13 protein-coding genes are annotated in these 20,397 nt (G+C 55.7%); 6 read left to right on the plus strand and 7 right to left on the minus strand.

All coding sequences use genetic code 11. The features are described 5' to 3' along the window. On the plus strand, positions 1 to 88 hold an 88-nt coding region (locus tag PanJK_RS24030; protein ID WP_414858957.1), incomplete at its 5' end, for an IS3 family transposase. A gap of 596 nt (positions 89 to 684) precedes the next feature. Here the strand turns inward: PanJK_RS24030 and malG are convergent. The 3 genes from malG to malE are packed head-to-tail and all read right to left on the minus strand — an operon-like array spanning position 685 to position 4,356. After that, positions 685 to 1,575 (minus strand): maltose ABC transporter permease MalG, encoded by an 891-nt coding sequence (malG, locus tag PanJK_RS21350; RefSeq protein ID WP_008110659.1) that lies wholly within the window; start codon positions 1,573 to 1,575, stop codon positions 685 to 687. A 9-nt stretch (positions 1,576 to 1,584) separates the two neighbouring features. Next, positions 1,585 to 3,105 carry a maltose ABC transporter permease MalF gene (malF, locus tag PanJK_RS21355; RefSeq protein ID WP_265302766.1) on the minus strand — a complete coding sequence of 507 codons (1,521 nt, stop codon included), beginning with the start codon at positions 3,103 to 3,105 and terminating at the stop codon, positions 1,585 to 1,587. 60 nt (positions 3,106 to 3,165) lie between these two features. Then, positions 3,166 to 4,356 carry a maltose/maltodextrin ABC transporter substrate-binding protein MalE gene (gene malE / locus PanJK_RS21360; protein ID WP_265302768.1) on the minus strand — a complete coding sequence of 397 codons (1,191 nt, stop codon included), beginning with the start codon at positions 4,354 to 4,356 and terminating at the stop codon, positions 3,166 to 3,168. Positions 4,357 to 4,719: 363 nt separating this feature from the next. Here malE and malK point away from each other — a divergent pair, with 363 nt between their 5' ends. The 3 genes from malK (at position 4,720) to malM (ending at position 8,193) form a co-directional block, all read left to right on the plus strand. Next, a complete protein-coding gene (gene malK, locus PanJK_RS21365; protein ID WP_061719670.1) occupies positions 4,720 to 5,829 on the plus strand; it encodes a maltose/maltodextrin ABC transporter ATP-binding protein MalK in 1,110 nt (369 codons plus the stop codon). A gap of 41 nt (positions 5,830 to 5,870) precedes the next feature. Continuing rightward, positions 5,871 to 7,172, plus strand: a complete 1,302-nt coding sequence (locus tag PanJK_RS21370) for a maltoporin (RefSeq protein ID WP_256698920.1) — start codon at positions 5,871 to 5,873, stop codon at positions 7,170 to 7,172. Between the two features lie 97 nt (positions 7,173 to 7,269). Further along, positions 7,270 to 8,193, plus strand: a complete 924-nt coding sequence (gene malM / locus PanJK_RS21375) for a maltose operon protein MalM (protein ID WP_265302771.1) — start codon at positions 7,270 to 7,272, stop codon at positions 8,191 to 8,193. Positions 8,194 to 8,561: 368 nt separating this feature from the next. Here the strand turns inward: malM and malQ are convergent, their stop codons facing one another. Both malQ and malP read right to left on the minus strand, forming a co-directional pair. Next, entirely contained in the window at positions 8,562 to 10,604 is a 2,043-nt protein-coding gene (malQ, locus tag PanJK_RS21380) for a 4-alpha-glucanotransferase (RefSeq protein WP_265302773.1), read from the minus strand. Beyond that, positions 10,601 to 12,994: a maltodextrin phosphorylase gene (gene malP, locus PanJK_RS21385; protein WP_265302776.1), complete on the minus strand. Its 2,394-nt coding sequence runs from the start codon at positions 12,992 to 12,994 to the stop codon at positions 10,601 to 10,603. The genes malQ and malP overlap by 4 nt, the downstream gene beginning before the upstream one ends. 274 nt (positions 12,995 to 13,268) lie before the next feature. Here malP and malT point away from each other — a divergent pair, with 274 nt between their 5' ends. Next, complete coding sequence (gene malT / locus PanJK_RS21390) at positions 13,269 to 15,971, plus strand: HTH-type transcriptional regulator MalT (RefSeq protein WP_265302778.1); 2,703 nt, start codon at positions 13,269 to 13,271, stop codon at positions 15,969 to 15,971. Positions 15,972 to 16,050: 79 nt separating this feature from the next. Here the strand turns inward: malT and PanJK_RS21395 are convergent, their stop codons facing one another. Together PanJK_RS21395 and eptB are read right to left on the minus strand one after the other, a co-directional pair. After that, complete coding sequence (locus tag PanJK_RS21395; protein ID WP_265302780.1) at positions 16,051 to 16,584, minus strand: GNAT family N-acetyltransferase; 534 nt, start codon at positions 16,582 to 16,584, stop codon at positions 16,051 to 16,053. A gap of 24 nt (positions 16,585 to 16,608) precedes the next feature. Beyond that, positions 16,609 to 18,276: a kdo(2)-lipid A phosphoethanolamine 7''-transferase gene (gene eptB / locus PanJK_RS21400; RefSeq protein WP_265302782.1), complete on the minus strand. Its 1,668-nt coding sequence runs from the start codon at positions 18,274 to 18,276 to the stop codon at positions 16,609 to 16,611. 453 nt (positions 18,277 to 18,729) lie between these two features. Here eptB and PanJK_RS21405 point away from each other — a divergent pair, with 453 nt between their 5' ends. Continuing rightward, a complete protein-coding gene (locus tag PanJK_RS21405; protein WP_265302784.1) occupies positions 18,730 to 20,394 on the plus strand; it encodes a ShlB/FhaC/HecB family hemolysin secretion/activation protein in 1,665 nt (554 codons plus the stop codon). The last annotated feature ends 3 nt before the right edge of the window (positions 20,395 to 20,397 follow it).

Here is a 20,397-nt window from a genome sequence, read left to right on the forward strand (position 1 = left end):
TTATATCGAAGTGTTCTACAACCGGACCCGACGCCACAGCCACTTGGGAGGCGTCAGTCCAGAGGCCTTCGAAAAGGCCTCGTCGTGAGGACAGCGAATGTCTACGGGAATGGGGTCACTCCATTCAGGCCTGATTGACAAATATGTGATATCAAACACTTATATTTAACACCAATACAGGCTCACCCGTGTGATGCATGCAATGATGATTGTGCTGCGCTGGTAGCAGCTTAGTGGGCAGGGAGCTGTGGTGTAGAATTTCACAGACACTTCATTTAACATAATAAGTATGTTGTGAGCTTTTTTTGTACAAACTCAGATTTGCTCATATTCGCATGTTTCATGCCCCGTAATCTTTCTTGATTGAGATCGCAGAAGCCAAGCTAGACTCAACATGAATCAACGCCACGCCCATCGTTCATTTTGTCACCTCCTTAAAGCTAGATTTCCATTGATTCCAACACTATAAAAAAACCTTTTACCAGGTATCCATCTTATTAAAGATTTCTTTAATACCATCAGCGATACGAGATCAATGTAGGTACGAAGCCGCACCTACGAACGTTAACTAACTATGCTGTGCCACGACCAATAACTCCCCCACACCCCAATAAAAAAAGCGGCCCTAAGGCCGCCAAAACCCTCAACTGCAGTGAACATTGAGGAAGGAGGATAATAAACGGGTTAGCCTTTCACGCCGCCAGCCGTTAGGCCGCTGACCAGCCAGCGTTGTGCCAGCAGGAACACCAGCGTAATCGGAATTGCAGAGAGCACCGCCGCCGCCGCAAAGTCGCCCCACAGATAGTTTTGCGGGTTCAAATATTGCTGCATGCCGACCGCCAGCGTGTAGCTGTTCACATCCCGCAACAGCAACGACGCCACCGGCACTTCAGTAACCGCAGCGATAAACGCCAGAATAAACACCACCGCCAGAATCGGCACCGAGAGCGGCAGCAGCACCAGCCGGAACGCCTGCCACGGCGTAGCACCATCCAGCGCGGCGGCTTCTTCCAGCGATCCGTCGATGGTTTCGAAATAGCCTTTAATGGTCCAGACGTGCAGGGCAATGCCGCCGAGATAGGCAAAGATCACGCCGCCATGCGTATTCAGGCCGATAAACGGCAGATATTGTCCCAGGCGATCAAACAGCGCATAGAGCGCCACCAGCGACAGCACGGCCGGGAACATCTGGAAAATCAGCATGCCTTTTAACAGCGTGGCGCGCCCGGCAAAACGCATGCGCGCAAAGGCATACGCGCAGGTGGTGGAAAGCGCCACAATACCAATCGCGCTGATGGCGGCGATTTTCACCGAGTTCCACAACCACAGCAGCACCGGGAAGGGCGGTGGCGTCACGCGGCCATCGGCGTGCTCGACGCTGAAACCTAGCGCCAGCTGCCAGTGTTCCCAGGAAATCTGCTCCGGGATTAGCGAGCCGGTGGCGAAGTTACCGGCGCGCAGTGAGATGGCGAACACCATCAGCAGCGGGAAGAGTATTCCCGCAATAAACATCAGCAGCAGCAGATGCGTCATCAACAGACGCAGCTTTTGCGATTTGGGTTGCACCATAGCCATAACGCCTCCTTAATCGAATTTCATCCGCACGGCTTTAAGATTGATCACCGCCAGCGCGCCCACCAGCAGGAAGATCAGCGTGGCAATCGCCGCCGCCAGACCAAAGTCCTGCCCGCCGCCACCTTCAAACGCAATGCGCCAGGTGTAATTGACCAGCAAATCGGTGTAACCGGCTGGCGTGGTGGTGCCGATTCGATCCGGTCCGCCGTTGGTCAGCAGCTGTACCAGCACGAAGTTATTGAAGTTAAAGGCAAAACTGGCGATCATCAGCGGCATCAGCGGCTTCAACAGCAGCGGCAGGGTAATCAGGAAGAAGTTCTGCAGCGGCCCGGCACCGTCCATCGCCGAAGCTTCATAGAGATCGTCCGGAATCGCTTTCAGCAGCCCCATGCAGAGAATCATCATGTAGGGATAACCGAGCCAGGTATTCACAATAATCAGCATGGTGCGCGCCAGCGTTGGATCGCTGAACCACGCGGGCTGGAAGCCAAACAGCGCTTGCAGCATCACGTTGATTTCACCGAAGCTCTGGTTGAACAAGCCTTTGAAGATCAGTATCGAGATAAACGCGGGCACGGCGTAGGGCAAAATCAGCATCACGCGATACACCGCTTTGCCTTTCAGCGCTTCCCACTGCACTAAGCAAGCCAGCACCATGCCGACCGCCACGGTGAGAATCACCGTCACAAACGAAAACAGCAGCGTCCAGCCAAAGATCGCCAGAAACGGTTTTTGAATCCCTTCATCGGTGAACACACGAATGAAATTCTTCCAGCCGGTATTCACCGTGAAGCCCGGACTCAGCGCTTCACCGCTGCTGTTCTGATAGAAACCGCTCTCACGATTGGCCTGATACAGCGCGCCGCTTTGCTGATTTTTCAGATCGCCGTTGGCTTGCAGTACATACAACGGGCGCGTGCCGGAGAACTGGCGCAGCGAACTCATCACCACCTGGCGGCCATCCGGCAGTTCGGCCTGAATCTGGTTCAGCGCCTGACGATTAGTAGTGACGATGCGCAACGTGGCGCGTTCGCCCGGCGGCGGCGGGGCGCTGGTCAGTTTCAGCTTTTGCGCGCCGCCAAAAGCAAACGCAGGCGAAACGAAGGTTTGCCCGTTGGCCGCTTCGGTCAGCACCAACTGCCAGCGATCGCCTGTCGGGATCAGTGAGAAGTTCAGCGCCGAACCGTCCTGATATTGACGGCTCAGCAACACCTCTTGCGCGCGTTCCAGCGTCAGCTGATTGGTGCTGCTGTAGTTGGTAAAGGCAATCGCCACGGTGCAGGCGAGGGGAAACAGCACGAACAACGCCATGCCCGCGAGGCCGGGATAGACATAGCGCCAGGCATAGGCGCGACGATTGGCATAAATCCAGATGCCGACGGCGCTGATAATCAGCGTCACCAGCGCAAACAGATATTCACCTTTTGCATACATCAGCACGAGCAGATAGCCGACCAGCAGACAGCAGATACCGAGAAAAAGAGCCTTCAGCACGGCGCTGAACCGTGCTGTTTTCGGTTTTCCTGACATGATGCGGTTTTCCTTAACAGCCAGTAACGAGCCGGATTGCGCCGGCTCTGGTAGAGAGGATTACTTGTTGAGTCGTGCCTGCGCATCTTTCAGCGCCGCATCAACGCTTTGACGTCCGCTCAGCGCATTCAGCGTGGCGGTGCGCATCGCGTACCAGAAGGCGGCCATCTGCGGGATGTTCGGCATGATGTCGCCGTTGCGCGCGTTGGTCATGGTGGCGGCGATACGCTCATCCTTCTCCAGCGTCTGCTGGAACGACTTCAGCGCCACCGCGCCAAGCGGTTTGTCTTTGTTGACCGCATCAAGACCAGCATCGGTCAGCAGGTAATTTTCCAGGAACTCTTTGGCCAGCTCTTTGTTCGGGCTGGCGGCATTGATCCCGGCACTCAGCACGCCAACGAAGGTTTTGGAATTTTTGCCGTTCAGCGTTGGCAGCAGCGTGACGCCGTAGTTGATTTTGCTCTTGTCGATGTTGCTCCACGCCCACGGCCCGTTGATGGTCATGGCGGTTTGCCCCTTGTTGAAGGCGGCTTCAGCGATGGAGTAATCGGTATCGGCATTCAGCGTTTTGGCCTTTACCTGGTCGACAAGGAATTTCATGCCCGCTTTGGCGCCAGCGTTATCCACGCCGGTATCTTTCACGTCGTAGCGGCCATCGTTGAGCTTAAAGGCATAAGCGCCGCCCGCCGCCAGCAGTGGCCAGGTGAAGTACGGCTCCTGCAGGTTAAACATCATGGCGCTCTTGCCCTGCGCGCGCATTTTCTTATCGATGGCGGCGATCTCTTCCCAGGTTTTTGGCGGCTCAGGCAGCAGATCTTTGTTGTAGATGAGGGATAAGGATTCCACCGAAATCGGATAACCGATCAGCTTGCCGTTGAAGCGTACCGCGTCCCAGGTGAAGGGGAAGATTTTCTCCTGGAAGCGCGCATCCGGCGTGATCTCCGCTAACAAGCCTGACTGCGCATAACCGCCGAAGCGATCGTGTGCCCAGAAGATGATGTCCGGGCCGTCGCCGGTAGCGGCCACCTGCGGATACTTCTCTTCCATTTTGTCCGGATGCTCAACCGTCACTTTGATGCCGGTTTCCTGCTCAAACTTCTTACCCACCTCAGCCAAGCCGTTGTAGCCCTTGTCGCCGTTGATCCAGATGACCAGCTTTCCCTCTTCAATCTTTGCAACGGCAGAAGCTGAAAACAGCACGGCCGTGAGGGCGGAAAGGGCAAGAATGCGTGCACCGGTTTTCATTGTCATAACTCCATCCTGTTAGCGGAAACGGAAATCGTTTTACCTGCCACATTGTGAGTATCTGCCGCCGCTTCTCATCCTCCCTGCTTCTACGCCTGCCTGACGCCTGATGTGATCTGTGTTGCAAAACCACCCGGTTATCACGGACTGGCGCACACAATCGTCGCTCTGCTCTGCGTCATAGCTCACAAAAATGGTTGCCTGCCGCGTTTTATCAGACGCGTCTGCACGATCTCCTCCTCCCGTCTCCTCCCCCACGCTGACGCGCTGCGGTGGAGGATGTCGGCCTTGATCTCCTTGCCCATAGTGGTCGCCGGGGTCTGTCCGCCGATTTGCGGACAAGGAATAGCAAGCTGAGAGGAAAGCATCATGTCGAGCGTTACGTTGCGCAGTGTCTCCAAGGTGTGGGGCGAAACTGAGGTGTCGAAAAACATCAGCCTTGAGATCGCCGAAGGAGAGTTCGTGGTTTTTGTCGGACCGTCAGGCTGCGGCAAATCGACGCTGCTGCGCATGATTGCCGGACTGGAAACCATCACCAGCGGCGATCTGTTTATTGGCGACAAACGCATGAATGAGGTGCCGCCCGCCGAGCGCGGCATCGGCATGGTGTTTCAGTCCTACGCGCTGTATCCCCATCTTTCGGTGGCCGAGAACATGTCGTTCGGCCTGAAACTGGCGGGCACGCGCAAAGCGGAGATCCAGCAGCGCGTCAATCAGGTAGCGGAAGTGCTGCAGCTGGCGCATCTGCTGGAGCGCCGTCCGAAAGCGCTGTCGGGCGGGCAGCGTCAGCGCGTAGCGATTGGCCGTACGCTGGTGGCGGAACCGCGCGTGTTTTTACTCGATGAGCCGCTTTCCAACCTCGATGCGGCGTTGCGTGTGCAGATGCGCATTGAGATCTCACGCCTGCATAAGCGCTTGAAGCGCACCATGATTTACGTCACCCACGATCAGACCGAAGCGATGACGCTGGCGGACAAGATCGTGGTGCTGGATGGCGGCCACGTTGCCCAGGTCGGCAAGCCGCTCGAGCTTTATCACTATCCCGCCAATCGTTTCGTCGCCGGTTTTATCGGCTCACCGCGCATGAATTTCTTACCGGTAAAAGTTACCGCCACCGCCATCGATCAGGTGCAGGTGCGTTTACCGAATACCCAACTGGTGTGGCTACCGGTCGACAGCGCCGGTGTGCAGGTGGGCAGCAACATGTCGTTAGGCATTCGTCCCGAGCATCTGCTCTCCAGCGATATCGCTGACGTCACCCTCGAGGGCGAGGTGACGGTGGTCGAGCAGTTGGGACACGAAACGCAAATTCACATCCAGATTCCCGCTATTCGTCAAAGCCTGGTTTATCGCCAGGAGGACGTCGTGCTGGTAGAAGAGGGCGCCCTGATGGGCATCGGCCTGCCGCCGGAGCGTTGCCATCTTTTCCGTGAAGATGGCAGCGCCTGTCGCAGGCTGCATCAGGAGCCCGGTGTTTAGCCCTGCAAAACAATAAAAGCAATGACCTCAGGAGATAGAAAATGTTAACTCTGCGCAAACTCCCTATCGCGGTAGCTATCGCGGCAGGTACGCTCGCTGCCCCGTCGATGGCAGTCGATTTTACCGGCTATGCCCGTTCCGGCATCGGCTGGACCGGCAGCGGCGGGGAACAGCAATGTTTTCAGGCCACCGGCGCACAAAGTAAATACCGTCTGGGCAACGAATGTGAAACCTACGCTGAGCTGAAGCTGGGCCAGGAAGTATGGAAAGAGGGCGATAAGAGCTTCTATTTCGATACCAACGTCGCCTATTCGGTTTCCCAGCAGAATGACTGGGAAGCGACCTCCCCGGCGTTCCGTGAAGCCAACGTGAAGGGCAAAAACCTGATCGACGCGCTACCGGGTTCCACCATCTGGGCCGGTAAGCGCTTCTACCAGCGTCATGACGTACATATGATCGACTTCTACTACTGGGATATTTCCGGTCCTGGTGCTGGTCTGGAAGATGTCGATCTCGGCTTCGGCAAACTCTCTTTTGCCGCCACGCGCTCCTCGGAAGCGGGCGGTTCTTACACCTTCTCCAGCGATCAGATTCGTGATTACGCCACCAGCACCGCCAACGACGTGTTTGATGTGCGTTTAGCGGGCCTCGAAACCAACCCGAACGGCGTGCTGGAATTGGGCGTTGATTATGGCCGCGCCAACGCGCGTGACGGTTATCGCCTCGAAGATAACGCCTCCAAAGATGGCTGGATGTTCACCGCCGAACATACACAGAGCATGATGAAGGGCTACAACAAGTTCGTGCTGCAGTACGCCACCGATGCGTTGACCTCACAAGGTAAAGGCTTGCCGCAGGGCACCAACATCAACAACAGCGGCAGCATGTATCGCGTACTCGATCACGGTGCAATTAACCTCGCCGATCGCTGGGATCTGATGTACGTCGCCATGTACCAGAATACCGACCTCGACAACAACCGTGGTACCGAGTGGTACACCGTGGGCGTGCGCCCAATGTACAAATGGACGCCGATCATGAGCACGCTGCTTGAAGTGGGCTACGACAACGTCAAATCGCAGCAGGTGAGCGAGCGCAACGGCCAGTACAAAGTGACGCTGGCACAACAGTGGCAGGCGGGCGACAGCATCTGGTCGCGTCCGGCGCTGCGTCTGTTCGCCACCTACGCCAAGTGGGATGAGAAGTGGGGCTACAGCAAAGACAGCTCAGGGGATTTGACCTCCTTTGCCTCTAACGACAGCAGCGGCAACGGCATTCTGACCAACAGCCGTGGCAACAACGATGAAGTGACATTCGGGGCGCAGATGGAGATCTGGTGGTAATGCTCCCGCTTGTGGCTTAACTGAGACCCTCTCTTTTCGGCGCGGCGCGCCATTGCCTGGTTCGCGCCGCCGCCTGACAGCCTTTTGAGGTTATACAATGAGAATGAAAAAAACGGTTTTTGCGCTCTGCCTGAGCGCCGCGTTGTTCGCCGGTCAAAGTTTACCGGCGCTTGCGGATGTCAATCTGGTGCCACAGGATCTCTCTGCCGCACCCACTTTCCCCGCCGCCAGCCTGCAAACGCTGAGCTGGTTGCCGGTAGATACCTCCCGCACGCAGGTCACCACGCTGAGTGAAAACCACGCCAATCTTAACGCTGCGGGCGTGACGGGTTCGGTGGCGGCCTACAGCTTGCCAGCCAATATCGGTGAACTCACCATTACGCTGAGCAGTGAAGTAAAACAAAATCAGGTATTTGCGCCGAATGTGCTGGTGCTGGATGAGAACATGCGTCCAGCAGCCTGGTTCCCGGCGCGCTTTTTCACCTATCAGCAGCCGGGCGTGATGGCGGCGGATCGGCTGGAGGGTGTAATGAAACTGACGCCGGCGCTGGGCCAGCAAAAGATCTATTTGCTGGTGTTTACTACCGAAAAGGATTTGACTGAAACCACCACCTTACTCGATCCGGCTAAAGCCTACGCACGCGGCACCGGTAATGCGGTGCCAGATATCCCTGATCCAATTGCCCAGCACAGCCGCGATGGCACGCTGAAACTCAAAGTGAAAACCAGTTCAGGTTCATCCATTCTGGTTGGGCCGCTGTTTGGATCATCCGGTCCTGCGCCGGTAACCGTCGGTAATACGCAGCCGGTTGCGCCTGCGACTTATCGTGCTGCCCCGGTTTCGGATGCAAAACCTAAACCGATCATGACGGATACCGAAGGTTACTTTAATCAGAACATCCGTGAAGCGGTTGAGAAGGGCAATATCGATAAGGCGTTGAAGCTGCTGGATGAGGCCGAGCGTTTAGGTTCCACCTCCGCCAGACACGTGTTTATCAGCAGTGTTAAAGGCAAGGGGTAAACCGCCCCGGCAGTGCTGATTTGTCCCATCTGGTGCGCTTCGGCGCACCTTTTTTATTGGTGTGGGCACGAGCGTATCTGTTTCGTCACGGGCCGTCCTCGCGCCGCTAGCGCGGTGCCTTCGGCTTTCACGTTGTGCCGACGGACCGTTCGGGGATCGGCCTTCCTAGCCGGCCCCGAACTGCCTCACGCATCCATGCGTGAGTCTCCTGGCCCAACGTAAAAGCCTCAGCGCTGCGGATAGCCCTTATGCCGAAGCAGATACGCCAGTGCCGGGAGCAATGTGCCCATTTAACTACACGCACTTAAGCTTATCTGCCGGACCGAAAGTGACCCCGGCCTGCAACCATGCAAGGCAACCAATAGCGACTAAGCATTACGCCTCCGTTGATCGATATCCGCCAGCAACGCATTAATCTGCGGATCTTCAAACATCTCCTCCAGCGAGGCGCTGAGTTTGCGGCGCCAGTTGGGATATTGGCGGGTGGTGCCGGGGATATTCACTGGAGAAGCCATATCCAGCCACTCTTCGGGTTGCAAGCCCAGCAGCGCGCTGTTGCTGTCCGCCAGATAACGCTGCATCGCGGCACTTAACGCCCGATCCATCACCTGCGGTTCGGCCTGTTCGGGCAAGCAATTGCTGCGTTGCAGGCTCTTAAACAGCGCACGTCGTGCAGCCACACGCGACTTGTTCAGCCCGGCAAGAATCTGCTTATCGGGATACAGCCCCAACTCGCTGCCCAGCCGTAAATCGTCGCTTTGCCACCAGCCGCGCAGGGTTGGCATATCGTGGGTGGTGGCGACCGCCATCGCCTGACGTGGCCAGCGGGCAGGGGCGCGGAAGGCCACTTTGGACGTCTGCTCAAAATAGAGCACTTTGTAGGAGTAGACGCCCGCCTGCTGCAGCTTGCCGATAATCTTCTCCGGCACCGTCCCCAAATCCTCGCCAATCACCATGCAGTGATGACGCTGACTCTCCAGCGCCAGAATCGCCAGCAGATCGTCGATGGGATAATGAACATAAGCACCTTCCGCCGCGCTTTCGCCCTGCGGGATCCACCACAATCGCAACAGCGCCATCACGTGATCGATACGCAATGCGCCGCAGTCGTGCATGTTGGCGCGCAGCAGATCAATCCACGGCTGGTAGGCGCGCGCCTGCATAATCTGTGGATCCATCGGCGGCAATCCCCATTTCTGGCCCAGCGGGCCGAGAATATCCGGCGGCGCGCCGACGCTGGCCTGCAAGCAATAAAGCTCGCGGTCGCTCCAGGTTTCTGCGCCGCCCTGCGCCACGCCCACCGCCAAATCGCGATATAAGCCAATCGGCATCGCCTGCTGCTGGCACACCGCCCAGCAGTCAGCGAACTGGCGCGCGGTCAGCCATTGCAGCCACAGATAAAAGCGCACTTCATAGGTGTGCTCGATGCGGAATGCGCGCACCGCTGCGCTGTCGGGCGACTGCAACGCCGCAGGCCAGGTTGTCCAGTCGTAGCGCTGAGGATCTTCGGCGATCTGCGCAGCGTGCAGCGCATCGAAAACACCCTGATGCAGCAAACTTTCACCGCCTTGCTGCATGAAATGTTCAAAGGCGATAACCAGATCATCGTCCGCGCCGCGCTTTCTGAACTGCTGCCAGGCGAGGCGCAACGCCCCGAGTTTCAATCGGGTAACCTCTGAGTAATCGACCCACTCAGCATCCCGCGCCGCCTGTAACGCCAGCTGCGTGCTGGCCGCCCGCCACCAGCGCTGCGCATCGTCGCTCAGCGTAAAATCCTCAACGGCGGTGACGTCGATATACAGCATATTGAGCCAGCGCCGCGACGACGGGCTGTACGGACTGGCGCTTTCCGGCGTCGCCGGGAACAGCGCATGCAGCGGGTTCAGCCCAATGCAGGAACCGCCGCGTTGCGCGACCTCGACCAGCATCTGCTTTAAGTCGCTGAAGTCGCCGATTCCCCAGTTGGATGCCGATCGCAGCGTATAAAGCTGAATGCAGGCGCCCCACAACGATTGCCCTTGCTGGATGGCTGGCGGCTCGTAACAGCGAACCGGCGCGACAATAATCCGACAGTGAAATGCCTGCTGCTGGGCGCTAAAGCTGAGCTGGTGATAACCCAAAGGCAGCGCGGGTAAAACGAGGGGCTGGTTGGCGATACCGTGCCCTTGCCAGCTTTCGCCCTGTTCCGCGATCAGCTGCCACTCGCCTGCTATACCGGTCGCAGGCAGCACAATCTCCGCGTGTTCTCCCTGCACGATCAGCACCGGCGGCAGCGGCGAAGCGTGCGGTTTCGCGGGATGCATCGCCGCCAGCAAACGCTGGCGGGTAACGGCAGAGACCGATTGCAGCTGCCCGTGGGCATCGATGTATTCGCTGGCGATTTCGGCGGTTGGTGTGATAGTGCTGTTCATCGTGCGGCCTGCCAGATGCGTTGCTGATAGTCGCGGATGGCGCGGTCGGCGCTGAACATGCCGCAGCGCGCGGTATTGAGAATGGCGGCGCGCGTCCAGCCGTGTTGATCGGCCCACAAGGTTTCAGCCTGCGCCTGCGCGTTGAGGTAGTGACGAAAATCGGCCAGCACCAGATAAGGATCGCCACCTTTAGCGCTCAGGCTGTGCAGCAGCGGCTCGAACGCGGTGACGTCGCCGTCGCTAAAGGTGCCGTCTTCTAACGCTTTCAATACCCGATCCAGCTGCGCATCTTTTTTGCGCCATGCGTCAGGCGAGTAGCCTTCCGCTTTCAACGCGCTGACCTGATCGACGGTGTGACCAAAGATAAAGATATTATCGGACCCGACCTGCTCGGCGATCTCCACATTAGCGCCATCCAGCGTGCCGATGGTTAAGGCTCCGTTCAGCGCCAGCTTCATGTTGCCGGTGCCGGATGCCTCTTTGCCGGCGGTAGAAATCTGCTCGGACAGATCGGCTGCCGGGATCAGCCGCTCTGCAACCGAAACATTGTAATCAGGCACAAACACCACTTTCAGGCGATCGCCAATGCGCGGATCGTTGTTGACGGTGGCCGCCACTTTATTAATCGCGTAGATGATGTTTTTAGCTAACACATAACCCGGCGCGGCCTTGGCACCAAACAGCACCACACGCGGCGTCAGGTTGGCCTGCGGATCGCTCACCAGCGTTTGCCACAGCGCGATAATGTGCAGCAGCGCCAGATGCTGACGCTTGTACTCGTGCAGTCGCTTAATCTGCACATCAAACATCGCCTCAGGATTCACCTTGATGCCGGTGCGTTCTGCGATCCATTGCGTGAGTGCCACCTTGTTCTGCTGCTTGATGGCGCGATACTGCGCCTGGAATGCGGCGTGATCGGCGTAGGTTTCTAACGCTTTCAGCTGATCGAGATCGGTAAGCCACGGCTGATCGAGAGTTTTAGTGATCAACACCGCCAACGCCGGATTGCACTGATTAATCCAGCGGCGCGGCGTGATGCCGTTGGTGACGTTATGGAATTTCTCCGGCCACAGCGCGTGATATTCCGGGAACAGATCTTTCACCACCAGCTGCGAGTGCAGCGCTGCCACACCGTTCACCGCAAAGCCGCTGGTGACGCAGAGATTGGCCATACGCAGCTGATTGTTGTGCACCAGCGCCAGTTTCGCCCAGGTCGCGTCATCGCCCGGCCAGTGCGCTTCAACCTGCTTTTTCAGCTGCGCATTGAGTTGGGTGATAATCAGCATATGGCGCGGCAGCAGCGCGCGCACCATGCGCACATCCCAGCACTCCAGCGCTTCAGGCATTAAAGTGTGATTGGTATAGGCAAAGGTGCGCTGGGTGATGTGCCACGCCTCGTCCCAGCTTAGCGCGTGTTCATCCAGCAGCAGACGCATCAGCTCGGGGATCGCCAGCGTGGGATGGGTATCGTTAAGCTGAATCACCTCATAATCCGGCAAGCTGGCAATGCTGCGCCCGGCGCGCTGGTGACGGCGCAGTATGTCCGCCAGTGAACAGGCGCATTGGAAATATTGCTGCATCAGGCGCAGCTTTTTGCCGTTGTCGTGATGGTCGTTGGGGTAGAGCACTTTAGTGAGTTTTTCGGCCTCAATGCCCGGCTGCTCGGCGCGCAGGAAATCCCCGTTATTGAAGCGCTGCAGATTAAACGGCTGCGCATGTTTCGCCTGCCACAGACGCAGCGGTTGAGTAACACCATTCTGATAACCCACCACCGGCAGATCCCAGGCTTCGCCGAGAATTTGCACCGCCGGCTCCCAGCGCACAACGCCATTCTGCGTGATGACTTTGCCGCCGAGATGCACCGGCACGGTTAGCGCCGCGTTGTGGTTAAACCACGGATAGCTGTCGCGCTGCCAGTTATCCGGCATCTCCTGCTGCGCGCCATCAACGAAGTGCTGGCGGAACAGGCCGTATTGATAATTGAGTCCGTAGCCGGTGGCGGGTTGTCCGACCGTCGCCATCGAATCGAGAAAACAGGCGGCGAGCCGACCCAAACCACCGTTGCCCAGCGCTGGATCGGTTTCACACGCTTCCACGTCGCTCAGCGTGATATTCCACTCGGCCAGCGCCGCGTTGACCTCATTATACCAGCCAAGGTTGAGCAGATTGTTACCGGTCAGACGACCAATCAAAAACTCCATCGAGATGTAGTTAACGTGCCGCTGCGGCGCAGCGGAGGGTGGCGCAGGCATCTCCGCCAACATGTCGGCGAGTGCGCCACTCAGCGCCTGCCACCATTGATTCGGCGTCATCTCTTGCGCATCGTGCAGACCAAAACGTCGCCATTGGCGGGTTAGCGCGTGTTTAAAACGGGTGCGATCAAATTTCATAATCAGTCCTGTAGGGGCGGAGGTGAATGTGGTTCATTCTGCGCGTCAGCCATTACGCGCTCCTCCTCCTGCACCAAATTCAGCGGGGAGGATGAGCGGGGAGGAGAGGCTGAGGGAAATCTTAAAGTGTGGCAGGAATGTGATAACCGTCGCTTTTGTTAAGACTGCTTAATGGGTTCGCTTGCATTAGGTAAATGAATGTCTGAACGTATGTGACTATTAATTACGAAGCGTAAAATAATGATGCGCCACGTTTAGGGAGAAGCGTTTACCGATGTTAATACCCTCCAAACTTAGCCGACCTGTCCGCCTGGAGAACACCGTTGCGCGCGAGCGCCTGATGCAAAAATTGGGCGCGGCGGGCAATTACCGTTTGGTGTTGGTGACCAGTCCGGCGGGATACGGCAAAACCACGCTGATCTCACAATGGGCGGCGGGGAAAGCCAATCTGGGCTGGTATTCACTGGATGAGGGCGACAATCAACCTGAACGCTTCGTCGATTACTTAATTGCCGCCCTGCAGCAGGCCACACAGGGCGGCTGCGCCTCCAGCGAAGCACTGGCGCAGAAACGGCAGTACATCAATCTGAATGCGCTGTTCGCCCAGTTGTTCAGTGAGCTGGCGGCGTTGCAGCAACCGATTTGGCTGATCATTGATGATTACCATCACATCACCAATCCCGTGATTCATGACGCGATGCGCTTCTTTCTCCGCAACCAGCCGGAAAATGTGACGCTGATTTTGCTGTCGCGTAATTTGCCGCAGCTCGGCATTGCCAACCTGCGCGTGCGTGAACAGCTGATTGAATTGGGCAGCCAGCAGCTGGCGTTTACCCATCACGAAGCCAAACAGTTTTTTGATTGCCGCCTGACGACCCCGCTGGAATCGGAAGAGAGCGGGCGTTTGTGTGATGACGTGGCGGGTTGGGCGACGGCATTACAACTGATCGCGCTCTCGACGCGTCAGGGCGCCAGCTCTGCCCAGGATTCCGCGCGGCGCCTGTCCGGCATTAACGCCAGCCATCTGGCGGATTATCTGGTGGAGGAAGTGCTGAATAACGTCGACAGCGCCACGCGACAGTTCTTGCTGAAAAGCGCGCTGCTGCGATCGATGAACGACACGCTGATTGCCTGCGTAACCGGTGAAGAGCAAGGGCAGATGCGGCTGGAAGAGATTGAGCGTCAGGGCCTGTTTTTGCAGCGCATGGATAACTCGGGCGAGTGGTTTAGCTATCATCCGCTGTTTGGCAGCTTCTTGCGTCAGCGCTGTCAGTGGGAACTGGCGGCGGAACTGCCTGCGCTGCATCGCGCAGCGGCTGAAAGCTGGATGCGCCTCGGTTTTCCTGGCGAAGCGATCCATCATGCGCTTGCTGCCGGTGATGCGCTAATGCTGCGCGACGTGCTGCTGCAATATGCCTGGACGCTGTTTAATCAGAGTGAGCTCACGCTGCTGGAAAATTCACTCAAGGCGCTGCCGTGGGAGATTCTGCTGGAAAATCCAAAACTGCTGCTGTTGCAGGCGTGGTTGATGCAGAGCCAGCACCGTTTTTCTGAAGTGAGCAGTTTGCTGACGCGCTTTGAGCACTCCTGCAGCCAAGAGATTGATGATGTGCTGCGCGGCGAATTTAACGCGCTGCTGGCGCAAGTTTCAATCAACGACGGTAACGCTGAGGAAGCCGAGCGGCTGGCGATGCTGGCGCTCGACGCGCTGCCGGAAAGCCGTCAATACAGCTGCATTGTTGCCACGTCGGTATTGGGCGAAGTGATGCATTGCAAAGGCGAGCTAACCAGTTCGCTGAAGCTGATGCGTCAAACCGAGCAGATGGCGCGTCGCGAAGAAGCGTGGAATTACGCGCTGTGGAGTCTGATCCAGCAGAGTGAAATTCTGTTCGCGCAGGGATTTTTGCAATCCGCTTATGAGATGCAGGATCGGGCGTTTGTATTGGTCAAAGAGCAGCATCTGACGCAGTTCCCGATGCATGAATTCCTGCTGCGCATTCGCGCGCAACTGTTGTGGGCGTGGGGCCGACTTGACGAAGCGGAGCAGGCGGCGCGCGAAGGGATAAAAGTGCTGAAAGGTTATCAGCCACAGCAGCAGATTCAGTGCCTGGGTTTGCTGGTGCAGTGTTCACTGGCGCGCGGCAATCTCGATAACGCGCGTAGTCACCTTAGTCGGCTGGAGAATCTGCTTAACAACGGATCGCTGCACAGCGACTGGATCGCCAATGCCGATAAGGTGCGGGTGATTTTCTGGCAGATGACCGGCGACAGCCAAAGCGCCAGCAGCTGGATGCGCCAGACGGCGAAACCGGAGTTCGCCAATAATCATTTCCTGCAAGGGCAGTGGCGCAACGTGGCGCGCGCGCAGATCTTGCTGGGAAATATGAGTCAGGCTGAAGTGGTGCTGGATGAGCTGAATGATAACGCCCGCGCGCTCAACCTGATGAGCGACATGAATCGCAATCTACTGCTGTTAAATCAGATTTACTGGCAAACCCAGCGTAAAGCAGAAGCACAGCAGGCGCTGACCGAAGCGCTGAAACTGGCGCGCAGCACCGGTTTCGTCAGTCATTTCGTGATTGAAGGTGAAGCGATGGCGCAGCAATTGCGGCAGTTGATTCAGCTGAATACGCTGGATGAACTCGATAACCATCGCGCCAGACGCATCCTCAGCGAGATCAATAAATATCATCGCCATAAGTTTGCCCATTTTGACGAAGGCTTTGTTAGCCGCCTGATTAACCATCCCGATGTGCCGGAGCTGATCCGCACCAGCCCGCTAACCCAACGCGAATGGCAGGTTTTGGGGCTGATCTATTCGGGATACAGCAACGATCAGATCGCCGGCGAGTTGGATGTTGCTGCCACCACCATCAAAACGCATATTCGTAATCTGTACCAAAAACTGGGCGTGACGCATCGCGCGGAAGCGATGAATCAGGCGCAGTCGATGCTGCGGATGATGGGGTATGTGTAGTGGATCGGTCGCCATAAATGGCGACCGTGACGAGCATTAAGATATAAACGGGCGGACCTACGTTGATTTGGCTGGTTTTTTATGCGAGCCACTCTTCGCGGGTTAACTCCCACAATTCGTAAACGAGAACACCCGCGACATACTCTTTTTTCCCGGTTTCTATCAGACGCATGCCAGATTTACGTGAGATCATCACCGAGCCGGTATTCACCGCCGCTTTTGGCACACGTAAAACTTCGCGGCCCAGCGTTTTAAACCAGAAGTCGTTCACGGCGTTGCAGGCTTCACTCATGAATCCGCGATGCTGCCACTCAGGTACCAGCCAGAATCCGCGGTTATCATTCTCTCCATCGCGCAGTTCAATCAACCCAATTAATTCCTCAGGTTTCTCCTGACGTCTGATACTCCAGCACCAGCATCGACCTTCCTTGACAGCGGGCAACACCACGTTATCGACATAATCCTGCGCGGCACCTTCAGGATAAGGCCAGGGCACATTGGCATTGAGATAACGCACGATCTCCCAGCGCGGGAAGGCGATTTGCATCGCCTGCCCATCGCGGCTTTCCAGCGGCTTCAGAATTAATCGTTCCGTTTTGATTTCTGGCGTCATATGTTCTCCCTTTGAATCGTCACCTTACTTCTGAATAGTAGAATGATCGCACCAGTTTCGCAGTGAATTAATTCCGCCATCCGGTGAGGCAAAACCTGAGCAGCCTAATATTGAGTCGAATAACTTCTCGTGGAATACCGGCGTTTTGTCATTCTGCAGTTGCTGAAGTTTGGCAAATGATGCTTTGTTATTACTGTCACTTAAAAACTTATCCGATGCCCAAACCATAATCGGCACCGTGCGTTGCGCCATCGGTGCATGATCGCGTGGTGTGCCGTGGAAATGCAGATTATCGGAGATCGATTCCCCATGATCTGAGGCATAAAACACGATGGCATTTTTATCTTTCAGGCTATCGAAAGTCTGTTTGAGAAAATAATCGGTATACAAAAGGCTATTGTCGTAGGAATTGATCATCTCCTGCGTGCTACAAGCATCATCAATGCCCTGACACTCCGGGGTATAACGGGCAAACGCGCGTGGATAGCGTTCGGTATACATATAATGAGAGCCTTTGGTGTGAAGAATCACAATATGTTTACCCTGTGGATGGCGCTGAATTGAGTCCTGCAATTCATTAATCAACGCCATATCATCCACCGGCTTACCGACATTACGCTTCTCCGCCTGAATAGATTCACGCATTGAATAACTGTCGGCCATAACTTTGTTATAGAACCAGGCTTCGCTCTGCATGGAATAGAGATCTTCCGAGAAACCTTGCTTCTTCATCACCGTGAAGACATTCATCTCTTTCAGCGTGCGCTGCGGGGCTTCTGAGGCGCCACCTTCTCTGACAAACATACAGCGCAGCGAGAGCTTGGTGGAGGTATCGCAGGAATAGCCCTGCAAGTGAACGAGGTTTTTTTCGTGATCGAGATAAGGCGTGTTGTCGCGATCGTAACCGTATAAACCCATATGATCGCGGCGGGCACTTTCACCAATCACAAACACGATGTACAAGTTATCCGCATTTTTTGGTGGAATGTATTTAAAGTGTTCTGCGGGGTCGTAAAGATTACGGTTATCTTCAGCCTGGCTGAACGAACTATAAGCCAGCAAGCCAACGCCCGATAACCAGTTAGACGGTGAATAGGTCCCCGCAACAATGCCGCCGTAGCTGGCCATCATGCGATTATTTATCTTATCCTGTTCATCCTGCACCTTGCCCATTAGCGTTAGCGGCAACCAGCAACCTAATGCGGCAATAACAATGGCGATAGTTTTATAAGACCAGTAACGCTTTTTACTGATATTTGTAACGGAATTACCGCGCATTCCGCGCCAGATTAGCCAAAGTGGAATGACGTTGATGATCACCATCCACAGCATAAAGTGCCAACCCACCGACTCCTTAGAAAGGTCTAATGAATCGGTGGCTAATACGGCGGCGATAATTCCATAACCAATATCAATATTAAAGAAAATCATGTAATAACTGGCCGCGCTGGAGAATAGCACCAGCATGGTCATTAATACGCGTGATAGATATTTCCCGGTTAATGAGGTTAACAACGTCAACAGCATTACCAGACAAAATGCAGCGATGATCTCCGTCACTAATGACAGGGTGTTATCAAACTGCAGTTGCGTATAGCGACGGATGAAAATCGGAATATTAAGAAGTACGCCGATATAGAGCGAAATAAACACCGGTATATAAAACTGCTTAACCCAACCCTTTTTAAACATGTATTCCCCGTTATTATAATGAACAACTCAATCACTTGCCTGTAAATTGACAACCCTAGGTAAGATGATGGATTTGGGGATCAGTTCAACCATTGCTGGGCCTAAAGTATGTTATAATGTAACAACCAAAGGTAGGCGCTTATGCCTCGATTGGGGCTCGCAACCACCACTTTCCCCGCAGGCTGCTAATCAATGCAGTGAAGATCCTCATTCTGTATATGCATTTTCCTCATCAATTCATTCAACATGCATGACCATGAAAGTAAACATTATCGGTGAAAATGATGGAATGACTGACTATTTGCGTTAAGGGGAAACTTCATGATTTATAAAATTGAATAAACAGGAAATTAAAGTTTTTATAAGGAGCCAGGAACTTTCTGATTGTTAAGGTGATATTCTGCACAAAAGTGCTTACACAAAACTTACAATCAATTTCGCTTAAGTCTTACTATGATGGCAAAAACAAGGATGTCACTGGCGCTGTGCGTCGGTATGATCACAACTTCTGCATTTGCGGCACCGTTAAATCCCGGCGACCGTGATTATATTCAGAACCAACAACAGCAACGTTTGCAAAATGACCAGCAGCAGCGTGATGCATTGTGGAGTGCTACCGCGCCGCAGAGCACGCCAGCAGCGGATTCCGGTCAGGCCGGCCCCTGCTTCCCGGTGCAGCATATCGCTATTCGCAACGCCACGCTAATTTCTGCCGGCCAGCAGCAATCGCTGGCCGCACCTTATATTCATCGCTGCCTGAACTTAACCGAAATTAATTCGCTGGTGCATGCCATTTCTGACTGGTATATGCAGCGCGGTTATATCACCAGCCGGGCATTTTTAATTGAACAGGATTTATCGCAGGGCGAGTTAATTATTCCGGTGCTGGAAGGGAAACTGGACGCCATTCGTCTCGACGGCCAGCATCCGCGTTCATTACAGATGGCGTTTCCCGGTCTGGAAGGAAAGGTGCTTAACCTGCGTGATATTGAGCAGGGCATGGAGCAGATTAACCGCGTGCGCACCACGCCGGTGCAGATTGAAATACAGCCGTCGCCTAAAACCGGTTATTCGGTGGTTAACCTTACGGCTACGCCGGAATTCCCGCTCAGCGCATCGCTGGGGTTTGATAACAGCGGACAGAAAAGCACCGGCGTTGGTCAGCTCAACGCCTCGCTGACGGGAAACAATCTGCTGGGACTGGCTGACCGCTGGTTTATCAGCGGCGGACGCAGCAGCGCCTTCAGCGACTGGCGTGATGCGCAGAACCTGCAGGCGGGCGTCAGCGTGCCTTACGGCTACGGCCTGCTCGACTACAGCTACAGCTGGAGCAACTATCACAGCAGCTTCGTTAACAACGGCTTTACCTGGCTGAGCAACGGCGACAACGTGTCGCACCGGCTTAACGGTTCATGGGTGCTGTTTCGTAACGGCGATATCAAAACCGGCGTTCAGCTCGGCCTGAATCATTACTCCAGCCACAACTATCTCAACAATACCTTGTTGCAGAGTAGCAGCCGCAAAATCACCAGCGCGCAGCTGGGACTCAATCACACTCAGAAAATCCTCGGCGGCGTCGCTACGCTCAACCCAACGTTCAGCCGCGGCATGCCGTGGTTCGATGCCGAAGATGACGCGGGCAAAACCGGCGACCTGCCCAAAGCACAGTTCCGCAAGTGGAGTATCAGCGGCAGTTTCCAGCGGCCGCTGGCTGACAAACTGTGGCTGCTCAGCAGCATTTACGGCCAGTGGTCGCCGGATCGGCTGTACGGTAGTGAACGCCTGACGCTGGGTGGCGAAAGCTCGGTGCGCGGTTTTAAGGAGCAGTATCTCTCCGGTGATGCCGGTGGCTATCTGCGCAACGAACTGAGTTACAGCCTGTTCACGCTGCCGGTTCTGGGCGACGTCAGCGCGCTGGCCGCCATCGACGGCGGCTGGTTAAAGAGCGACGCGCAGAATCGCGAGTCCACCGGCACCTTATGGGGCAGCGCACTAGGTCTCAGCACGCGTGGCCGCAACTTCTACACCCAGTACACCGTCGGCATTCCCCTCAGTTATCCCGGCCATCTCCAGCCGGATCACGTCAGCATTTACGCCCGCGTCGGGCTGGTTTTCTAAGAG

Source organism: Pantoea sp. JK (assembly GCF_026130245.1).
GTDB classification, from domain to species: domain Bacteria; phylum Pseudomonadota; class Gammaproteobacteria; order Enterobacterales; family Enterobacteriaceae; genus Pantoea; species Pantoea trifolii.